The organism is Intrasporangium zincisolvens, assembly GCF_034724055.1.
Classification (GTDB): domain Bacteria; phylum Actinomycetota; class Actinomycetes; order Actinomycetales; family Dermatophilaceae; genus Monashia; species Monashia zincisolvens.
In genome coordinates, this window is record NZ_JAWIIL010000004.1 from 290,153 (window position 1) to 305,482 (window position 15,330).

Here is a 15,330-nt window from a genome sequence, read left to right on the forward strand (position 1 = left end):
CTCGCACGAGGGACGCGCGGTGGCGCGTGCGCGGAACCCGCTGACGCCGTGCGCTCGTCCCCCCAGAATAGGGACGTGGAGTCGCCCCGTGAGGGAGTTCTGGACATGAGCGGACCCGTGGACGGACGCACCGTCGCCGACGTCGTGGCGACGATGGACGAACAGCTCGAACGGCTCGAATCGCCCAGCGGCGCAGGCCGCTCGGCGCAGCGCGACTTCCTCGCCACCTACCGGCGCACGACGCTCGCCGTGGGGCGTGCCGTCGAGGACGCACGCTTCGAGGACCCGGGCTGGGTGGAGCGCTGGGACGTCGTGTTCGCCGACCTCTACCTCGAGGCGCTCGATGCCGACCTGACCGGCACCGGCACCGTGACCCGGCCCTGGCGTCTCGCGTTCGACGTGCCCGAAGGTCTGCCGGCGCTGCGCAACGTCCTCGCCGGCATCAACGCCCACGTCAACTACGACCTCCCGCAGGCCCTCCTCGCCGTCATCGACGACGCCGACTTCGAGGACCCCCACCTGATGGCGCGCAGACGCCGGGACCACGAACGGATCGACGCCGTGCTCGCCGGTCGGGTCGCCGCCGAGGACGCCGAGCTGGCGTCGACGTCGGGACGGACGCTGCTCGACCGCCTCCTCGTGCCGGCCAACCGGGGCGCGTCGCGCCGGTTCCTGCGCGAGGCGCGCCAGAAGGTGTGGCACAACACGGCCGAGCTCCAGCGCGCCCGCCTCGCCGGGGCGGACGCCTACGCGACCCGGCTGGCGGAGCTCGAGGTGCTCAGCGCCGCGCGCGTCGCCGACCTGCTGGCCCCGGGCCAGGTGCTACTGCGCCTCGCCGTCGCCGGGTTCGGCGTCACGCTGCCGCCGGCCGCCTGAGCGGCGGCGGCAGCGTGACCCGATCGTGATTGGTCAGGCGATGCGTCAGGCGATGCGTCAGGCGTCGATCGAGGACATGTCGCCGTAACGGGCCCCGACGACGGCGTCCCGCGGCACCGCGGCCTCGAGCGCCGCGAGGTCACCCGGCGTCAGCGACACCGCGGTGGCGCCGGCGTTCTCCTCGAGGTAGCGCACCCGCTTGGTGCCGGGGATCGGCACGACGTCCTCACCGCGGGCGAGCACCCACGCGAGAGCGAGCTGTCCGGGCGTGACCTCCTTGGCGGCGGCGAGCCCGCGGACCCGGTCCACGAGCGTCAGGTTGGCCGCGAGGGCCTCGCCCTGGAACCGCGGGAAGTAGGCGGTGCGCCGCGAGTCGCCGGACTCGAGGTCGGCCTCGGCCGTGATGGCGCCGGTGAGGATGCCGCGGCCGAGGGGCGAGTAGGGCACCAGGCCGATCCCGAGCTCGCGCAGCAGCGGCAGGATCTCGTCCTCGACGTCGCGGGTGAAGAGCGAGTACTCGGTCTGCAGCGCGGTGATCGGGTGCACGGCGTGGGCGCGGCGGATCGTGTCGGGCGAGGCCTCGGACAGGCCGAGGTGGCGCACCTTGCCGGCGGCGACGAGCTCGGCCATCGCCCCGACCGTCTCCTCGATCGGCACGTCCTTGTCGACGCGGTGCTGGTAGTAGAGGTCGATGTGGTCGACGCCGAGCCGCTGCAGCGACGCGTCGGCCGCGCGGTGCACGTACTCGGGTCGCCCGTTGATGCCCAGCCGGGTGCCGTCCTCGGCGCGCTCGTTGCCGAACTTCGTCGCGAGCTGCACCTCGTCGCGCCGGCCGGCGACGGCGGCGCCGACGAGCCGCTCGTTGGTGAACGGGCCGTACATGTCGGCGGTGTCGAGGAACGTGACGCCGAGGTCGAGCGCGCGACGGATCGTCGCGATGCCCTCCTGCTCGTCGCCCGTGCCGTAGAACTCCGACATGCCCATGCAGCCGAGGCCGAGGGTCGACACGGTGAGCGCGGCCGACCCGCTGCCGAGCGTGCGCGTGGGGAGGGTCTGCGGGGTGGACGTCTCGGGAGGGTTCGTGTCGGGGGTGTTCGCAGTCATGACGACGAGTCAAGACCTTCGAGCGCGCTCGAGGTCAAGGCGGACGCGCCGCGCTCAGGCACCGGCTCCCTCGACACGGGCGCGGTACAGGCCGATCTTGTTGTCGATGGCGCCAAGGTGGTCGGTGACCTCGGCGAGCTGCGCCAGCACGCGGGCGCGGTGGGCCTGGAGCAGCTCGAGCCGCTCGACCTCGTTGCTCTCCCCGGCCCTGCACAGCTGGGCGTAGGCCTTGATCTCGCGGATCGGCATGCCCGTGGCGCGCAGGCAGGTCAGCATCTTGATCCAGCCCAGGTCGAGCTCGGTGTAGACGCGGTGCCCGGCGCTCGAGCGGCCGACACCGTGGACCATGAGCCCGTCACGCTCGTAGTAGCGCAGCGTGTGGGTGGTCAGGCCGGTGCGCTCGGCGGCCTCGGCGATGGTCATTCCGGTGGCGATGGCGGTCACCGACCCATCGTCGCCCTTCGAGTGCGCTCGAGGTCAAGCGGGTTCGGGCGGATCAGCCGACCCGGGTCGTGCGTGGGCCGTCAGGCCTCACGCGGGGCCTTGCGGCAGGCGAGCCTCGCGCGGCGCAGGCGCCGCACCCGGGCGCGGCCTCCGACGGCCGACGCCTCGCTCAGGGCGTGCAGCCGGCGCTCCTCGGCATCGGGCCACGCCCAGCACGAGTGCTGGTCGAGCCGCCGATGCGCACAGACGTTGTCCTCCGTCATGGCCTCGCCTCGGCGAACCGGGTGAACCGGGTGAACCGGGTGCCCCTGAAGATCGACACGCTGACCCGCTCCTTCCACACTCCTGCGGTGGCCGCGGACCCGTGAGGTTCCCCCTGACGCTCACCGGCCCGTGAACCACTCGTGCCAGCCCGGGCTCACACCCGATGTCAGTTACAACGACGTGGACGCCACCTCGGTCACGGACTGCGTCCGTCCTGCTGGTGAGCCTCCACCGACGAGGCCGGGCCGGCCCCTCCACGAACCGGCCTGGCCCCGTCACTGAGGTAGACGACGCACTGACGGATTCATGACACGGTTTTCAAAGTTTTTTCACAAGGCTCGAATTTCCCGTAACACCCGCGGTGTGCGAGACGATGGAGGCGTCGGAGCGCCCGTTCGACAACCCCTGACCGAACGGTCGCACCGACCCAGCGTCCGCCACCCCTCCACGTTCACGTGCCGCGGACGCCGTGCGGAGCCCCGGTCCGACCCCGATGGACCGGGGCTCCGTCATGTCCCCGCCCGGAACGGTGGGTTCCTCGCATTCCTGGGCGATCCGGGTGCTCTGCCGGGCACGATGGCGGCCGGGCTCGTCGGACACCCCCGGCGGGCCTCCACCGCCCACCCCGGGAGCAGAGGGATGACGAGTGACGAGACGCCCCGCGAGCACGGGGACGACGAGACGCCCCGCGAGCACGGGGACGACGAGTCGGCCCACCGGCGCCGGACGGCTGTCGCGCTCGTGGTCAGCCTGGTGCTCGTCGGCGTCGACGCCGTCTTCCTGGGCCTCTCCTACGCCTTCGGTTCGGGGGGCTTCGGCGGCGACCGGACGCAGACACCGTCCGAGCTGGCGCGTCACGCGGTCGGTGAGGGCTCGGGCCTGACCGCTCTCGTCATCGCGGCCATGGCGTTCGCCGTGGTCCTGTCCGGCAGGGTCGGCCGGGTTCGCTCGCGCGCGGTCGTGGTCCTCGTCGTGGCCCAGCTCGTGGCGGTGACGGTGCTCGTCGCGTCGACGACCTCCTGACACCGCGGCGTCAGGGTCGGGCCTTCGTGGCCACGAGCTCGTAGGTGTGCCAGTGCTTCGGCCCGGAGAACGACCTGCCGTCACACTCCACCTCGACGAGCGAGACGACGTCGAGGCGGTCGGTCAGGTGCTCGACCTCCGCACGGGTCAGGAAGGTCCCGTCCGCGCCCGCCCAGCCGTCGCGGTCGCCGAAGAGGTCGACCGCCAGCACCCCACCGGGCTGGAGCGCGTCGACCGCGCGGCGCCAGACGATGTCGAAGGACTCCCGGGGCAGGAACGGCAGTGAGACGCAGGCGAGGGTGAGGTCGTTCGCCGGCACACGCGTCAGCTCCTCGAGGTGACAGACGGCGTGCTCGACGAGGGTGACGTCGTGCGCCGCCTCCTGCACCCCCGCCTCGCTGTGCGGGTCGGCGTCGAAGGTGTGCACCCGCCAGCCGTTCCGCGCCAGCTCCCGGGCCTCGATGCCCGCGCACGTCATGGTCGCGGGACGTCAGCCGGGCGAGGGCGGCTCGCTGACGATGTCGACCGAGATCTCCATGGCGGCAGTCGACCCGCGGTTCTCGAGCCAGTGCAGCGTCCGGTGGTCCTCGGGCCATCCCGGGCCGGGGCCGTACTCGGTGGCGACGCCGTCGCGGTGGTCGGTGATGACGCCCTGGAGCACGTAGACGGTGCCCGGCCGGTCCTGGTGGTCATGGACCGGACCGAGGACGCCCCCGGGCTCGATGGTCACCATCCGCATCCGCAGCGACCGTCCCTCCAGGCCCGCGATCTCGGGCCCGAGGTCGACGCTCGCGAGGAGCTCCACCTCCACACCCCTGGTCTCGGGGCCCTGCTGTGCCTCGGTCATCGAGCGCTCCTCTCCGTCGTCCGACCATCGTGACGCGGCTCGGCCCTCGCGTCAGGCGTTACCGACGCATCGCCGACGCCCCGTCGACGGGGTCGTCGGCCTGCTACGCGACGCTGGACCGTCGGCCCGCCGCGTCCGGAGCGCCGCGCTCGGACCCGGCGACCTCGGCCCACACCGCGTCGAGGGACAGGTCGAGGACGTCGGCGATCGCCGCGATCGTCGGGAACGCCGGAGTGGCCACGCGGCCGGACTCGATCTTGCGGAGGGTCTCGGGCGAGACGCGGGCGGCCAGCGCGGTGTCGAGCATCGAGCGCTCGCCCCGGGCGCGACGCAGCAGCGCACCGAGGCGCCGTCCGCGCTCGACCTCTGCGGGCGTGAGTGGCAGCCTGACCATGGTCCGATACTAATACCGGGATAACATGGCCGGGATAGTTATTGGAGGCCAGCACGAGGCACGGGAGAGGCGCCGCATGATCGAGATCCTGAACCCCCGCCAGCTGCCGCGAGCCAGGGCCGCAGGGGCGTTCGTCGCCGACACCCTCAGGACGCTCCGGAGCCGCACCGGGGTGGGCACCAACCTGCTCGAGATCGACCGCTGGACCCGGGAGATGATCACGGCCGCCGGTGGCGAGTCCTGCTACGTCGACTACGCGCCGTCCTTCGGGCGTGGTCCGTTCGCCCACTACATCTGCACGTCGGTCAACGACGCCGTCCTGCACGGACGCCCGCACGACTACGCGCTCGCCGACGGCGACCTGCTCTCGCTCGACCTCGCGGTGTCCACCGACGGGCTCGTCGCCGACTCCGCCATCAGCTTCGTCGTCGGCGAGGCACGGCCCCCGGAGAGCCTCGCCCTCATCGACGCCACCGAGCGGGCCCTGGCCGCCGCCATCGCCGCGGCCGGCCCCGGGGTCCACCTCGGCGACGTCTCCCACGCGATCGGCGCCGTGCTCATGGGGGCGGGGTACCGCGTCAACACCCAGTTCGGCGGTCACGGCGTCGGCTCGACGATGCACCAGGACCCGCACGTGGCCAACACGGGCCGCCCGGGGCGGGGCTACCGGCTGCGCGCGGGCCTGCTGCTGGCCATCGAGCCGTGGGTCATGGCCGACACCGACGAGCTCGTCACCGATGCCGACGGCTGGACGCTGCGCAGCGCCACCGGGTGCCGCACGGCGCACAGCGAGCACACGGTCGCCGTGACCGACGACGGCGTCGAGGTCCTCACCCTGCCGACATCGGCGGCCTGACCGGACGCCGGGCCGGCCGGCGAGCAGCCCGCAGGCGGAGGGCGGCGACATCTGGCAGCATCGCGCGGATGACGACGAACGCGCCGATGGTCTGGGTGGGTGGCACGCCGGGGTCCGGCAAGTCGACGACGATCCGGCGGCTCGCGCACGAGCTCGACCTCGCGCTCCACCCCGTCGACGCGTATGCGTACGACCACCTCGAACGGCTCGGCCCCCTCGGCCCACCTCTCGACGAGGTCCTGGCCCTCGGCCCTGGCGCCGCGGTCGACGACTTCGAACACACCTCTGCCATCAGGCTGCCCGTCGTCATGGACGACGTCCGGCTGGCCGCCGTCGGCGGCGTGCCGACGCTCGTCGAGGGCCCGCAGCTGCACCCCGACGCGGCCGCGACCTGGGCGCCGGTCGGCGCCGTGTGGCTCGTCACCACGGCCGAGCGCACCCGCGCCGCGCGGCGGCAGCGACTCGTCGAGGGCGACGGCGCGTCCCGACGCCGGGTCGAGGCGCTCGTGGCGCGCGACGAGCTGTTGGGGCTCCGGCTCCACTCAGCCGCCCTGGAGGCCGGACGCCCCGTCGTCGAGGTGCCGACCGACGTCGACTGGGACCAGGTCGTGGACGCGGTCCGCGAGGTGGTCGTGACCGCAACCGCAGGCCACCCCCGCCTCGCCGCCGGCGCCCAGCTTGCCGAGCGGCGTCGGCACGAGAACGACGTCGTGCACCGCCAGATCACCGCGCACGAGCGCCACATCGGTGCAACGCTGCCCGCGTTCCCGTACGCGTGCACGTGCGGCAGGAGCGGCTGCACCGACACGGCCCCCGCCACGTCGAGCGAGTACCCGCTCCGAGCGGCCGCCGACTAGATGCCGACTCCCCTCCCTCTTCACCGTACAGCGCCACCGGGGGCTTGCGGCAAGGCCCCATCCGTGGGCCAGACTGCTCCTTCGTGTCGAGCAGATCGGGGGACGTCGTGAGGGATGCAGAGCATGAGGTGGCCGTCGTCGGCGCAGGCCCGACGGGCCTGGTGCTGGCCGGCGAGCTGGCCCTGGCAGGGGTGGACGTCGTTCTCCTGGAACGGCGCCCGACACCCGAGCTGGCCGGGACACGGGCGCGGGGGTTCCACTCGCGCACCCTCGAGATCTTCGACCAGCGCGGCATCGCCGACCGGTTCCTGGCCGCCGGCCGGACCGCGCAGGCCATGAGCTTCGCGGGCACGCCGCTCGACGTGGCGGCTCTACCGACCCGGCACCCGTACACCCTCGCGCTGTCCCAGACCGGCGTCGAGGACATCCTGCGCGGGTGGGTCGAGGAGCTCGGTGTGCCCATGCGCCACGGCGTGGACGTCGTCGGCATCGAGCAGGACGACACCGGTGTCGACGTCGTTCTCGCGCAGGGTGACCCGCTCCGCGCGGCGTACGTGGTCGGCGCGGACGGCGGGCGCAGCAGCGTCCGACGAGCCACCGGCATCGAGCTCGTCGGCGCCGAGGCGACCCGCAGCCACCTCATCGCCGAAGCGGTGCTGACGGACGAGGCGCCCACCGGACTGCGCCAGGACGCCATCGGCATCCACGGCATCAACCCGGTCGGCGACGGCGGCACCGTCGGGATCGTCGTGACCGAGGCCGCCGTGGGGGCGGCGACCGAGCCCACGCTCTCGGACCTCAGCACCGCCCTGACGCTCGTGTACGGCACCGACTTCGGGGTGCACGACGCGTCGTGGATCTCGCGGTTCACCGACGCGGCACGACAGGCGTCCTCCTACCGGAGCGGGCGGGTGCTGATCGCCGGCGACGCCGCTCACACCCACCCCCCGACCGGGGGCCAGGGCATCGGGCTCGGCGTGCAGGACGCCGTCAACCTCGGCTGGAAGCTGGCCCAGGTGGTCCGCGGCCACTCCCCCGCACCCTTGCTCGACACCTACGAGGCGGAGAGGCACCCGGCCACGGCCCGCGTCCTGAAGAACGTCATGACCCAGGCCTTCCTCCAACGGGGCGACGCGCGGACCGACGCCATCCGCGACACCTTCGCCGAGCTGTTGACCGACGCCGGTCCCCGGGAGCGTCTCGCCGCGCTGCTGACCGGGCTCGACGTGATGCTCGACCTCGGTGACGGGCACCCACTGCTCGGCCGACGCGTGCCCGACCTCGACCTCGTGACGGCCGACGGGCCGTGCCGGGTCTTCGAGCTGCTGCACGAAGCCCGGCCCGTGCTGCTCGACCTCGGCGGGCCCGGGGCCCCGGAGGGCGCCGCCGACGCCGGCGGGTGGGAGGGACGGGTCCGGCACGTGCGCGCCCGCTTCGAGCAGGAGTGGGTGCTGCCGGTGCTCGGGCGGGTCCCCGCCCCGACCGGGGTGCTCGTGCGGCCCGACGGGCACGTCGCCTGGGTCGGTGAGGGGACGACGACCGCCGGCCTCGCGGACGCCATGGCCGCGTGGTTCGGGGCTCCCCGTGGTGCTTCGTAGGCGGGTCCGACCCGCCCTGCCGGTGCCGGCTGGTTCACTGGTTGACACTGTCCACATCGTCCCGCAGACCAGGAGCACCGATGCGCAGGATCGTCCTCTACACGATCACCTCGCTCGACGGCGCCGTCGACGACCCGACGCGCGCCTTCCCGCCCGACGTCGACCCCGAGACCCCGCACCCGCCTACCTTCGACGACGACCTCATCGAGCTCGAGGCGCGGCTCATCGGCCGGCAGGACGCCGTGCTGCTCGGTCGCCACATGTACGACGAGTGGTCGCGCTACTGGCCGACGTCCGACGAGCAGCCCTTCGCCGACTTCATCAACGGCGTCAAGAAGTACGTCGTCACCTCGACGCCGCTCGCGACCCAGTGGGGCGACGCCCAGGCGGTGGCCGGCCCGCTCGCCGACGTCGTGCGCGACCTCAAGGCCGCGGACGGCGGCGACATCGGCGTGCACGGGAGCATCGAGCTGGCGCAGTCCCTGCTCGCCGAGGGCCTCGTCGACGAGCTGCACCTGGCCGTCGCCCCCGTCCTCGACCCGGAGGGCCGACGCCTCTTCGACGGGCTGCCCGCCCTGCAGCGCCTCTCGCTGCACAGCGCGACGCCGACCTCGAGTGGCGCCCTCTGGCTCGTCTACCGGCCCGCTCAGCCCGAGGCCTGAGCCACCCGGGGGTCGAGCCGCCCGCAGCTCACGCGTCGGCGCGCAGGGCCTGCTCCATGTCGCGCTCGATGTCTCGAGCCGCGAGGGCCAGCGCGCTGACGAGGTCGACGAGCCGGTTCTCGCGGAACCGGACCGTCGGCATCGAGACCGTGACGGCAGCGTCGGTCCGGGTACCGACGCGGACGCCCCGGCCGATGGCTGTGACGCCGGTCTCGGTGCGGTCCTTGTTGATGGCGAAGCCACGGCGGCGGACGGCGGCGAGGTCCTTCTCGACGGCGGCGAGGTCGGGGCGCTCGCCCTCGCGCCCGTCCCACCGGGTGTCGCTGTAGAGCTCGGCGAGATCCTCGGGCGGCAGGTCCGCGAGCATCGTCTTGCCGCCCGAGGCGAGGTGGGCCGGGAAGACCATGCCCTCGCGGTTGCCGACGCGGAGCGACTGGGAGCTCTCGACCGAGGCGACGAACCGGGCGTGGTCCCCCGCCAGCACCATGAGGTTGGCCGATTCGTCGACGCGGCCCACGAGCACCTGCAGGTGTGGGAGGGCGACGGCCCGCAGGAGTGCGGTGTGGCTGCGCGAGTCCGCCTCGAGGGAGATCACCGGGCCCGCGTGGTACCGGCGGTCGGGGCCCTGCCGGGCGAAGTCGCGGTAGACGAGCATCGTCAGCAGGCGGTGGGCCGTCGAGCGCGCCACGCCGAGCCGGTCCGCCACGTCGGAGACGGTCTGCGGGCCCTCGACCTGCAGGATCACGGCGAGCTGCAGCGCGTGGTCGACGCTGCGGAGCGCGTACTGCGGCTTCGACTTCAGACCCGTGCTCATGTCCGTGATCCTCGCTCGACTCCGTGACGTGACCCACCTGATTCTGCCATGCAGAATTGTCTCGTTCTGCCATGTCGAACGATCCCACCATGGTCGGCATGGCAACGACGCCCCGAACCCACCCCCCGGCCCGAACCGAGCGCCTCTCGCGCCGTCCCGCCTGGCTGGTCACGCTGCTCTGCTGGCTCATCGTCGTCTTCGACGGCTACGACCTCATCGTGTACGGCACGACGATCCCGCCGCTGCTCAAGGAGAGGGGCTGGGGCCTGACGCCGGCCTCCGCCGGGCTCATCGGCAGCCTCGCCTTCGCCGGCATGCTCGTCGGCGCCCTCGGCGCCGGTTACCTCGCCGACCGCCTCGGCCGGCGCCGCACGATCCTCTGGTGCACGCTCTGGTTCTCGGTGTTCACGGCCCTGTGCGCCGTCGCGCCGGGTCCCGCGGGCTTCGGCGCGTTCCGCTTCCTCGCCGGGCTCGGCCTCGGCGGTCTCGTCCCGTCGGCCAACGCCCTCACGGCCGAGTTCGTCTCGCGCCGGCACCGGTCCGCGGTCTCGACCGTCATGATGTCGGGCGTCCCGATCGGCGGCTCGGCCGCCGCCCTCGTCGGTCTCTGGCTGCTGCCGGAGCACGGCTGGCGGGCGATGTACGCCGTGGCCGTCCTGGCCGTCGTCGTCCTGCTGCCGCTCTGCTTCGTCTTCCTGCCCGAGTCGCCGACGTGGCTGCGTGCCCGCGGTCGGGTGCAGGAGGCCGTCGCTGTCGAGACCCGTCACGGACTCGTCCACGACGCGTCCGAGCACGCCGGCCCGCACCACCGCGCCGGGTTCCGCGCGATCCTCAGCGGAGACTGGCGACGCCCGACCGTGCTCTTCGCCCTCGCCACCGTGGCGACCCTCTTCGCCTGGTACGGGCTCGGCACCTGGCTGCCCAAGCTCATGGCCTCCGACCCGAGGTTCGAGATGGGCCAGCCGCTGCACTTCCTCCTCGCCCTCAATCTCGGCGCCGTGCTCGGCTCCGTCGTCACGGCGTGGGCTGGCGTCCGGTTCGGACCGCTCCGCAGCGCCGTCTGGGCCGCGGTGGCCGCCGCGCTCGGCCTCGCCTTCCTGCTCACCTACCCCAGCGACCTGCTGCCCGTCTACGGCGCGCTCATCCTCGCCGGGGTCGGCACCCACGGCACCCAGTGCCTCATCATCGCCGCCGTCGCGAACCACTACCCGGCCTCCCTGCGCGGCACGTCGCTCGGCTTCGCCCTCGGCGTCGGCCGCATCGGCGCCGTCCTGGCACCCCAGGTCGGGGGCTGGCTGCTCGCCGCGAACCTCGGTGTCGGCAGCAACTTCCTCGCCTTCGCGATCGCCGCCGGCATCGCCGCCGTGCTGCTCCTCGTCACGCTCGTCGCCACCCGGCCCACCACCCGTCAGGCCTCGACGCCGGCCCAGGCCGAGCTCGTCCATTGAGCCCGCTGAGCCCACAGAGACCCCCGAAAGGAACCGCCATGTCCGCCACGACCGACCCCGACACCACCACGACCTCGCCCGTGAGCCTCGCCGCCGTCGACTCCCCCGACCAGCCGACCGTCACCCCGGAGCTCGAGGACCTCTACCGGGGTTTCGAGAAGGAGCTGCTCGTGCCGCTCTGGACCGAGATCGGTGACCTCATGCCGCCGCACCCCCGCTCCAAGGCCCAGCCGCACCGCTGGGAGTGGGCGACGCTGCTCGAGCTGGCCGGACGCGCGGGCGACCTCGTGCCCGTCGGCCGCGGCGGTGAGCGGCGTGCGATCGCCCTGGCCAACCCGTCGCTCGGCGGCAAGCCGTACGCGACGCCCACCCTCTGGGCCGCGATCCAGTACCTCATGCCCGGCGAGGACGCCCCCGAGCACCGGCACACCCAGAACGCGTTCCGCTTCGTCGTCGAGGGAGAGGGCGTCTGGACCGTCGTCGGTCGGGACCCGGTGCCGATGCGCCGCGGCGACTTCCTGCCGCAGGCCGGCTGGAACCTGCACGCCCACCACAACGCGGCCGACCGGCCGATGGCCTGGATCGACGGCCTCGACATCCCGTTCCAGTACGAGGTCGAGGCGCAGTTCTTCGAGTTCGGCCGCGACCGCATCTCCGACGTCGAGCGCACCACGCCGGAGCGCTCCCGCTCGCAGCGCCTGTGGGGCCACCCCGGCATCGCGCCGGTTTCGCAGCTTGGCTCCACCTCCGGCTCGCCGCTGCTCTGCTACCGCTGGGAGGACACCGACCGGGCCCTCACCGACCAGCTCGAGCTCGAGGCCGAGGGCTTCGGCGGCACCGTCGAGCACGGCCACGCCGCGATCCGGTTCACCAACCCGACCAACGCCGGCGACGTGCTGCCGACCATCCGCACCGAGTTCCACCGCGTCGCGTCCGGCACCGAGACCGCGCCGGTGCGCCAGACCGGTTCGTCGGTCTACCAGGTGTTCGACGGCGCCGGCACGGTCACGGTCGGCGACTTCAGCTGGTCGGTGACGCGCGGCGACCTCTTCGTCGTGCCGTCGTGGCAGCCGCTGTCCGTCCGTTCCGAGGCCTCGGGGTCCGACTCCGACTCCGGCGCCCTCGACCTCTTCCGCTTCTCCGACGCGCCGATCTTCGAGCGCCTCAACCTCGCCCGCACCCAGACCGAAGGAACCCAGTCATGAAGCTCGCCACCGTCCGTACCGCCGACGGCGCCACGCAGGCCGTACGCGTCGAGGGCTCCGACCTCGTGCCGCTCGGCGTCCCAGACGTCGGCGCCCTTCTCGCGCAGCCGGACTGGCGCGAGGTCGCCGCAGCCACGGGCGTCGGCGAGCCCACCTCGGAAGCCGGTCGCGCGGCCTATGCCCCCGTGGTGCCGCACCCGGGCAAGATCTTCTGCGTCGGGCTCAACTACCGCAACCACATCCTCGAGATGGGCCGCGACCTGCCGGAGTACCCGACGATCTTCAGCAAGTACGCCGACACGCTCATCGGTGCGGAGGATGACATCCTGCGCCCGGACGAGACCGGCCAGTTCGACTGGGAGGCAGAGCTCGCCGTCATCATCGGGTCGACCGTGCGTCGCGCGACGACGGCCGAGGCCGAGGCCGCCATCGCCGGTTTCGCGGTGCTCAACGACATCACCGCGCGCGACTGGCAGTTCCGCACGCGCGAGTGGCTGCAGGGCAAGAACTGGGAGTCCACGACGCCCTTGGGGCCGTGGCTCGTCACCCCGGACGAGCTGCCCGGCGGCGTGCGCCCGACGCTCCCGATCCGTGCCGAGGTCGACGGCGAGGTCGTGCAGGAGGACACCACCGGCGACCTGCTCTTCGACCCCGTCGCCCTCGTCGAGTACCTGTCGACGATGATCACGCTGCGCCCCGGCGACGTCATCGCCACAGGAACGCCCGGTGGGGTCGGCCACGCCCGCAAGCCGGCCCGCTACCTCGAGGCCGGCCAGAAGGTCGTCACCGAGATCGAGGGCCTCGGCCGGTGCGAGAACGTCGTGGTCGCGGACGGGCCCCGCTGATGTCGTCGGCGCTGCTCTCGGCACGCGACCTCGTCGCGGCCGGCACCGCCCTGCTCCAGCGGGCCCTCGCCACCCTCGACGACGCCGCCCTGGCCGAGCCGACGGCGCTGGCCGGGTGGACCCGGGCGCACGTCGTCGCCCACGTCGCGGCCAACGCCGAGGCACTCGTCAACCTCACGACGTGGGCGCGGACGGGCGTCGAGACCCCGATGTACGCCTCGCCGGAGCAGCGCGAGTCCGACATCGAGAAGGGGGCGCTCCTGGCCCCTGCCCGGCTGCGCGACTGGTTCTCGACCAGCGCCGCAGGGCTCGACGACGCACTCGGCCTGCTCGACGGGGAGAGCTGGACGCGCCTCGTGCGCACCGCCCAGGGCCGCACGGTCCCCGCGACCGAGGTGCCGTGGATGCGGACCCGCGAGGTCATGGTGCACGCGGTCGACCTCGACGGCGGCGTCGGGTTCGACGACCTGCCGACCGACTTCCTCCTCGAGGTGCTGCACGATGCCGCCGCCAAGCGCTCGCGCGGCGCTGACGGTCCGGCCGTCGTGCTCGTCTCCACCGACCCGACCGACACCCTCGACGGAACGCCCCGCAGCACGGCCTGGCCCGTCGTCGGCCTCGGTGACGCGGTGACGGTCCGTGGGCCGCTCCCCCAGCTCGCGGCCTACGTCACCGGTCGCCGCGCCACCGGCCTCACCGCCGAGACGGGGACGCTCCCCGTCCTGCCCCACTGGCTCTGACCCGAGCCACCTGAAACCCCTGACGACGAAGGAGTCGCGATGACCACCCACACCAACCCTGCCCAGCCGGTCGACGCCATCGTCGTCGGAGGCGGCATCGGCGGACTCGCCAACGCGCTCGCCCTGACCCGCAAGGGACTTCACGTGCGGGTCCTCGAGCGCGCCGCAGAGTTCGGCGAGGTCGGTGCCGGCCTGCAGATCGCGCCGAACTGCACCCGGATCCTCGACCAGTGGGGTCTGCTCGACGAGGTCATCGCCCTCGGGGTCACGCCCGAGAACCTCGTCATGCGCGACGCGGTCGACGGGTCCGAGCTGACCCGGCTCGACCTCGGCGACGCGCGGGAACGCTACGGCTTCCCGTACGTCGTCATCCATCGCAGCGACCTGCACGGCACCCTGCTGCGCGGGTGCGAGCGGGCCGGGGTGGACCTCATCACGAACGTGGCGGTGACGGCGTACGAGCAGGGGGCGGACTCCGCGGCCGTCGTGCACGACGGGGGACGGGAGACGGCGCGCGTCGTCATCGCGGCCGACGGGCTCCACTCCGTCGCGCGGAAGCTCGTGTCCGACGACCAGCCGGTGTCGTCGGCCTACGTCGCCTACCGCGGCGCCGTGCCGATGGGACAGGTCGAGCAGCTCGACATCGCGCTGGACGACGTCGTCGTCTACGTCGGGCCGAAGTGCCACTTCGTGCAGTACCCGCTGCGCGGTGGCGAGATGTTCAACCAGGTCGCGGTGTTCGAGTCACCGAAGGCTCTTGCGGGAGAAGAGGACTGGGGCACCCCCGACGAGCTCGACGCGGCCTTCGACCAGACGTGCGACAACGTCCGGGCCGGCCTGCCGCTCATGTGGCGTGACAAGTGGTGGCGGATGTACGACCGGGACCCGATCGACCAGTGGGTCATCGGCCGCGTCGCGCTCACCGGCGACTCCGCCCACCCGCCGCTGCAGTACCTCGCGCAGGGTGCGGTCATGGCCATCGAGGACGCCTGGGTGCTCTCCGAGCACGTCGGTGCACAGCTGTCGGCCGGCGCCGACGGTGACACGCTCGACTGGGACGTCGCCCTCGCGGCCTACCAGGCCGTGCGCCCGGAGCACTGCCGGCGCGTCCTCACGACCGCGCGCGCCTGGGGCGCGCTCTGGCACCTGACGGGCGAGGAGCGGCTCTGGCGCAACGACGTCATGCGCTCGCGCGACGTGCGCGACTACTCCTTCGTCGACTGGCTCTATGGTTCGACCGCCCTGCTGCCCGAGGACGAGGCGCCGATGTTCGAGCCACTGGACGCGACGGCCGCCGTGCCCGATCACGTGCCAGCCGCGGTCTGAGCCACCCTCCGGGGGGGCCCCCCCCAA

At 73.1% G+C, this 15,330-nt stretch carries 18 protein-coding genes; 11 read left to right on the plus strand and 7 right to left on the minus strand.

The features are described 5' to 3' along the window. The first annotated feature begins 105 nt into the window (after positions 1-105). Positions 106-876 (plus strand): DUF5995 family protein, encoded by a 771-nt coding sequence (locus RY076_RS13615; protein ID WP_323098783.1) that lies wholly within the window; start codon positions 106-108, stop codon positions 874-876. 57 nt (positions 877-933) lie between these two features. On the opposite strand, the gene RY076_RS13620 is transcribed toward RY076_RS13615, so the two are convergent. The 3 genes from RY076_RS13620 to RY076_RS13630 all read right to left on the minus strand — a co-directional run bounded on the left by RY076_RS13620 (position 934) and on the right by RY076_RS13630 (position 2,687). Then, positions 934-1,980 (minus strand): aldo/keto reductase, encoded by a 1,047-nt coding sequence (locus tag RY076_RS13620; RefSeq protein ID WP_323098786.1) that lies wholly within the window; start codon positions 1,978-1,980, stop codon positions 934-936. A 54-nt stretch (positions 1,981-2,034) separates the two neighbouring features. Next, on the minus strand, positions 2,035-2,424 hold the full coding sequence (locus tag RY076_RS13625) for a MerR family transcriptional regulator (protein ID WP_323098788.1): 390 nt from the start codon (positions 2,422-2,424) through the stop codon (positions 2,035-2,037). 80 nt (positions 2,425-2,504) lie between these two features. After that, positions 2,505-2,687 (minus strand): hypothetical protein, encoded by a 183-nt coding sequence (locus RY076_RS13630; RefSeq protein ID WP_323098790.1) that lies wholly within the window; start codon positions 2,685-2,687, stop codon positions 2,505-2,507. A gap of 640 nt (positions 2,688-3,327) precedes the next feature. On the opposite strand from RY076_RS13630, the gene RY076_RS13635 reads away from it, so the two are divergent. Then, entirely contained in the window at positions 3,328-3,711 is a 384-nt protein-coding gene (locus RY076_RS13635; RefSeq protein WP_323098792.1) for a hypothetical protein, read from the plus strand. A 10-nt stretch (positions 3,712-3,721) separates the two neighbouring features. Here RY076_RS13635 and RY076_RS13640 read toward each other — a convergent pair whose 3' ends face one another. The 3 genes from RY076_RS13640 to RY076_RS13650 form a co-directional block, all read right to left on the minus strand. After that, a complete protein-coding gene (locus RY076_RS13640) occupies positions 3,722-4,189 on the minus strand; it encodes a methyltransferase domain-containing protein (RefSeq protein WP_323098794.1) in 468 nt (155 codons plus the stop codon). A gap of 12 nt (positions 4,190-4,201) precedes the next feature. Beyond that, the gene (locus RY076_RS13645; protein WP_323098796.1) at positions 4,202-4,558 is read right to left on the minus strand and encodes a cupin domain-containing protein; all 357 of its coding nucleotides are present in this window, start codon (positions 4,556-4,558) and stop codon (positions 4,202-4,204) included. 103 nt (positions 4,559-4,661) lie between these two features. After that, positions 4,662-4,952 carry a helix-turn-helix domain-containing protein gene (locus tag RY076_RS13650; protein WP_323098797.1) on the minus strand — a complete coding sequence of 97 codons (291 nt, stop codon included), beginning with the start codon at positions 4,950-4,952 and terminating at the stop codon, positions 4,662-4,664. Positions 4,953-5,028: 76 nt separating this feature from the next. On the opposite strand from RY076_RS13650, the gene map reads away from it, so the two are divergent. The 4 genes from map to RY076_RS13670 all read left to right on the plus strand — a co-directional run bounded on the left by map (position 5,029) and on the right by RY076_RS13670 (position 8,925). After that, positions 5,029-5,808 (plus strand): type I methionyl aminopeptidase, encoded by a 780-nt coding sequence (gene map / locus RY076_RS13655; RefSeq protein ID WP_323098799.1) that lies wholly within the window; start codon positions 5,029-5,031, stop codon positions 5,806-5,808. A gap of 68 nt (positions 5,809-5,876) precedes the next feature. Continuing rightward, positions 5,877-6,665 (plus strand): hypothetical protein, encoded by a 789-nt coding sequence (locus RY076_RS13660; protein WP_323098801.1) that lies wholly within the window; start codon positions 5,877-5,879, stop codon positions 6,663-6,665. A gap of 107 nt (positions 6,666-6,772) precedes the next feature. Beyond that, the gene (locus RY076_RS13665; RefSeq protein WP_323098803.1) at positions 6,773-8,263 is read left to right on the plus strand and encodes an FAD-dependent monooxygenase; all 1,491 of its coding nucleotides are present in this window, start codon (positions 6,773-6,775) and stop codon (positions 8,261-8,263) included. 80 nt (positions 8,264-8,343) lie between these two features. Further along, positions 8,344-8,925 carry a dihydrofolate reductase family protein gene (locus RY076_RS13670; protein WP_323098805.1) on the plus strand — a complete coding sequence of 194 codons (582 nt, stop codon included), beginning with the start codon at positions 8,344-8,346 and terminating at the stop codon, positions 8,923-8,925. A gap of 28 nt (positions 8,926-8,953) precedes the next feature. Here RY076_RS13670 and RY076_RS13675 read toward each other — a convergent pair whose 3' ends face one another. Then, positions 8,954-9,739 carry an IclR family transcriptional regulator gene (locus RY076_RS13675; RefSeq protein ID WP_323098807.1) on the minus strand — a complete coding sequence of 262 codons (786 nt, stop codon included), beginning with the start codon at positions 9,737-9,739 and terminating at the stop codon, positions 8,954-8,956. Positions 9,740-9,837: 98 nt separating this feature from the next. Here RY076_RS13675 and RY076_RS13680 point away from each other — a divergent pair, with 98 nt between their 5' ends. The 5 genes from RY076_RS13680 to RY076_RS13700 are packed head-to-tail and all read left to right on the plus strand — an operon-like array spanning position 9,838 to position 15,303. Then, positions 9,838-11,187, plus strand: coding sequence for an MFS transporter (locus RY076_RS13680; RefSeq protein ID WP_323098809.1), 1,350 nt, complete (start codon positions 9,838-9,840; stop codon positions 11,185-11,187). A gap of 38 nt (positions 11,188-11,225) precedes the next feature. Then, the gene (locus tag RY076_RS13685) at positions 11,226-12,392 is read left to right on the plus strand and encodes a cupin domain-containing protein (RefSeq protein WP_323098810.1); all 1,167 of its coding nucleotides are present in this window, start codon (positions 11,226-11,228) and stop codon (positions 12,390-12,392) included. Further along, positions 12,389-13,237 carry a fumarylacetoacetate hydrolase family protein gene (locus tag RY076_RS13690; RefSeq protein ID WP_323098812.1) on the plus strand — a complete coding sequence of 283 codons (849 nt, stop codon included), beginning with the start codon at positions 12,389-12,391 and terminating at the stop codon, positions 13,235-13,237. Before RY076_RS13685 ends, RY076_RS13690 begins: the two co-directional genes overlap by 4 nt. Further along, the gene (locus RY076_RS13695; protein WP_323098813.1) at positions 13,237-13,977 is read left to right on the plus strand and encodes a maleylpyruvate isomerase family mycothiol-dependent enzyme; all 741 of its coding nucleotides are present in this window, start codon (positions 13,237-13,239) and stop codon (positions 13,975-13,977) included. Before RY076_RS13690 ends, RY076_RS13695 begins: the two co-directional genes overlap by 1 nt. A gap of 39 nt (positions 13,978-14,016) precedes the next feature. Then, positions 14,017-15,303, plus strand: coding sequence for an FAD-dependent monooxygenase (locus tag RY076_RS13700; RefSeq protein ID WP_323098815.1), 1,287 nt, complete (start codon positions 14,017-14,019; stop codon positions 15,301-15,303). Positions 15,304-15,330: the final 27 nt, after the last annotated feature.

Excerpts from the sequence above, each read along its gene's own strand:
- RY076_RS13615 (WP_323098783.1), top strand. The coding sequence starts at position 106 with ATGAGCGGACCCGTGGACGGACGCACCGTCGCCGACGTCGTGGCGACG.
- RY076_RS13620 (WP_323098786.1), bottom strand. The coding sequence starts at position 1,980 with ATGACTGCGAACACCCCCGACACGAACCCTCCCGAGACGTCCACCCCG.
- RY076_RS13630 (WP_323098790.1), bottom strand. The coding sequence starts at position 2,687 with ATGACGGAGGACAACGTCTGTGCGCATCGGCGGCTCGACCAGCACTCG.
- RY076_RS13635 (WP_323098792.1), top strand. The coding sequence starts at position 3,328 with ATGACGAGTGACGAGACGCCCCGCGAGCACGGGGACGACGAGACGCCC.
- RY076_RS13640 (WP_323098794.1), bottom strand. The coding sequence starts at position 4,189 with ATGACGTGCGCGGGCATCGAGGCCCGGGAGCTGGCGCGGAACGGCTGG.
- RY076_RS13645 (WP_323098796.1), bottom strand. The coding sequence starts at position 4,558 with ATGACCGAGGCACAGCAGGGCCCCGAGACCAGGGGTGTGGAGGTGGAG.
- RY076_RS13650 (WP_323098797.1), bottom strand. The coding sequence starts at position 4,952 with ATGGTCAGGCTGCCACTCACGCCCGCAGAGGTCGAGCGCGGACGGCGC.
- map (WP_323098799.1), top strand. The coding sequence starts at position 5,029 with ATGATCGAGATCCTGAACCCCCGCCAGCTGCCGCGAGCCAGGGCCGCA.
- RY076_RS13660 (WP_323098801.1), top strand. The coding sequence starts at position 5,877 with ATGACGACGAACGCGCCGATGGTCTGGGTGGGTGGCACGCCGGGGTCC.
- RY076_RS13670 (WP_323098805.1), top strand. The coding sequence starts at position 8,344 with ATGCGCAGGATCGTCCTCTACACGATCACCTCGCTCGACGGCGCCGTC.
- RY076_RS13675 (WP_323098807.1), bottom strand. The coding sequence starts at position 9,739 with ATGAGCACGGGTCTGAAGTCGAAGCCGCAGTACGCGCTCCGCAGCGTC.
- RY076_RS13680 (WP_323098809.1), top strand. The coding sequence starts at position 9,838 with ATGGCAACGACGCCCCGAACCCACCCCCCGGCCCGAACCGAGCGCCTC.
- RY076_RS13685 (WP_323098810.1), top strand. The coding sequence starts at position 11,226 with ATGTCCGCCACGACCGACCCCGACACCACCACGACCTCGCCCGTGAGC.
- RY076_RS13690 (WP_323098812.1), top strand. The coding sequence starts at position 12,389 with ATGAAGCTCGCCACCGTCCGTACCGCCGACGGCGCCACGCAGGCCGTA.
- RY076_RS13695 (WP_323098813.1), top strand. The coding sequence starts at position 13,237 with ATGTCGTCGGCGCTGCTCTCGGCACGCGACCTCGTCGCGGCCGGCACC.
- RY076_RS13700 (WP_323098815.1), top strand. The coding sequence starts at position 14,017 with ATGACCACCCACACCAACCCTGCCCAGCCGGTCGACGCCATCGTCGTC.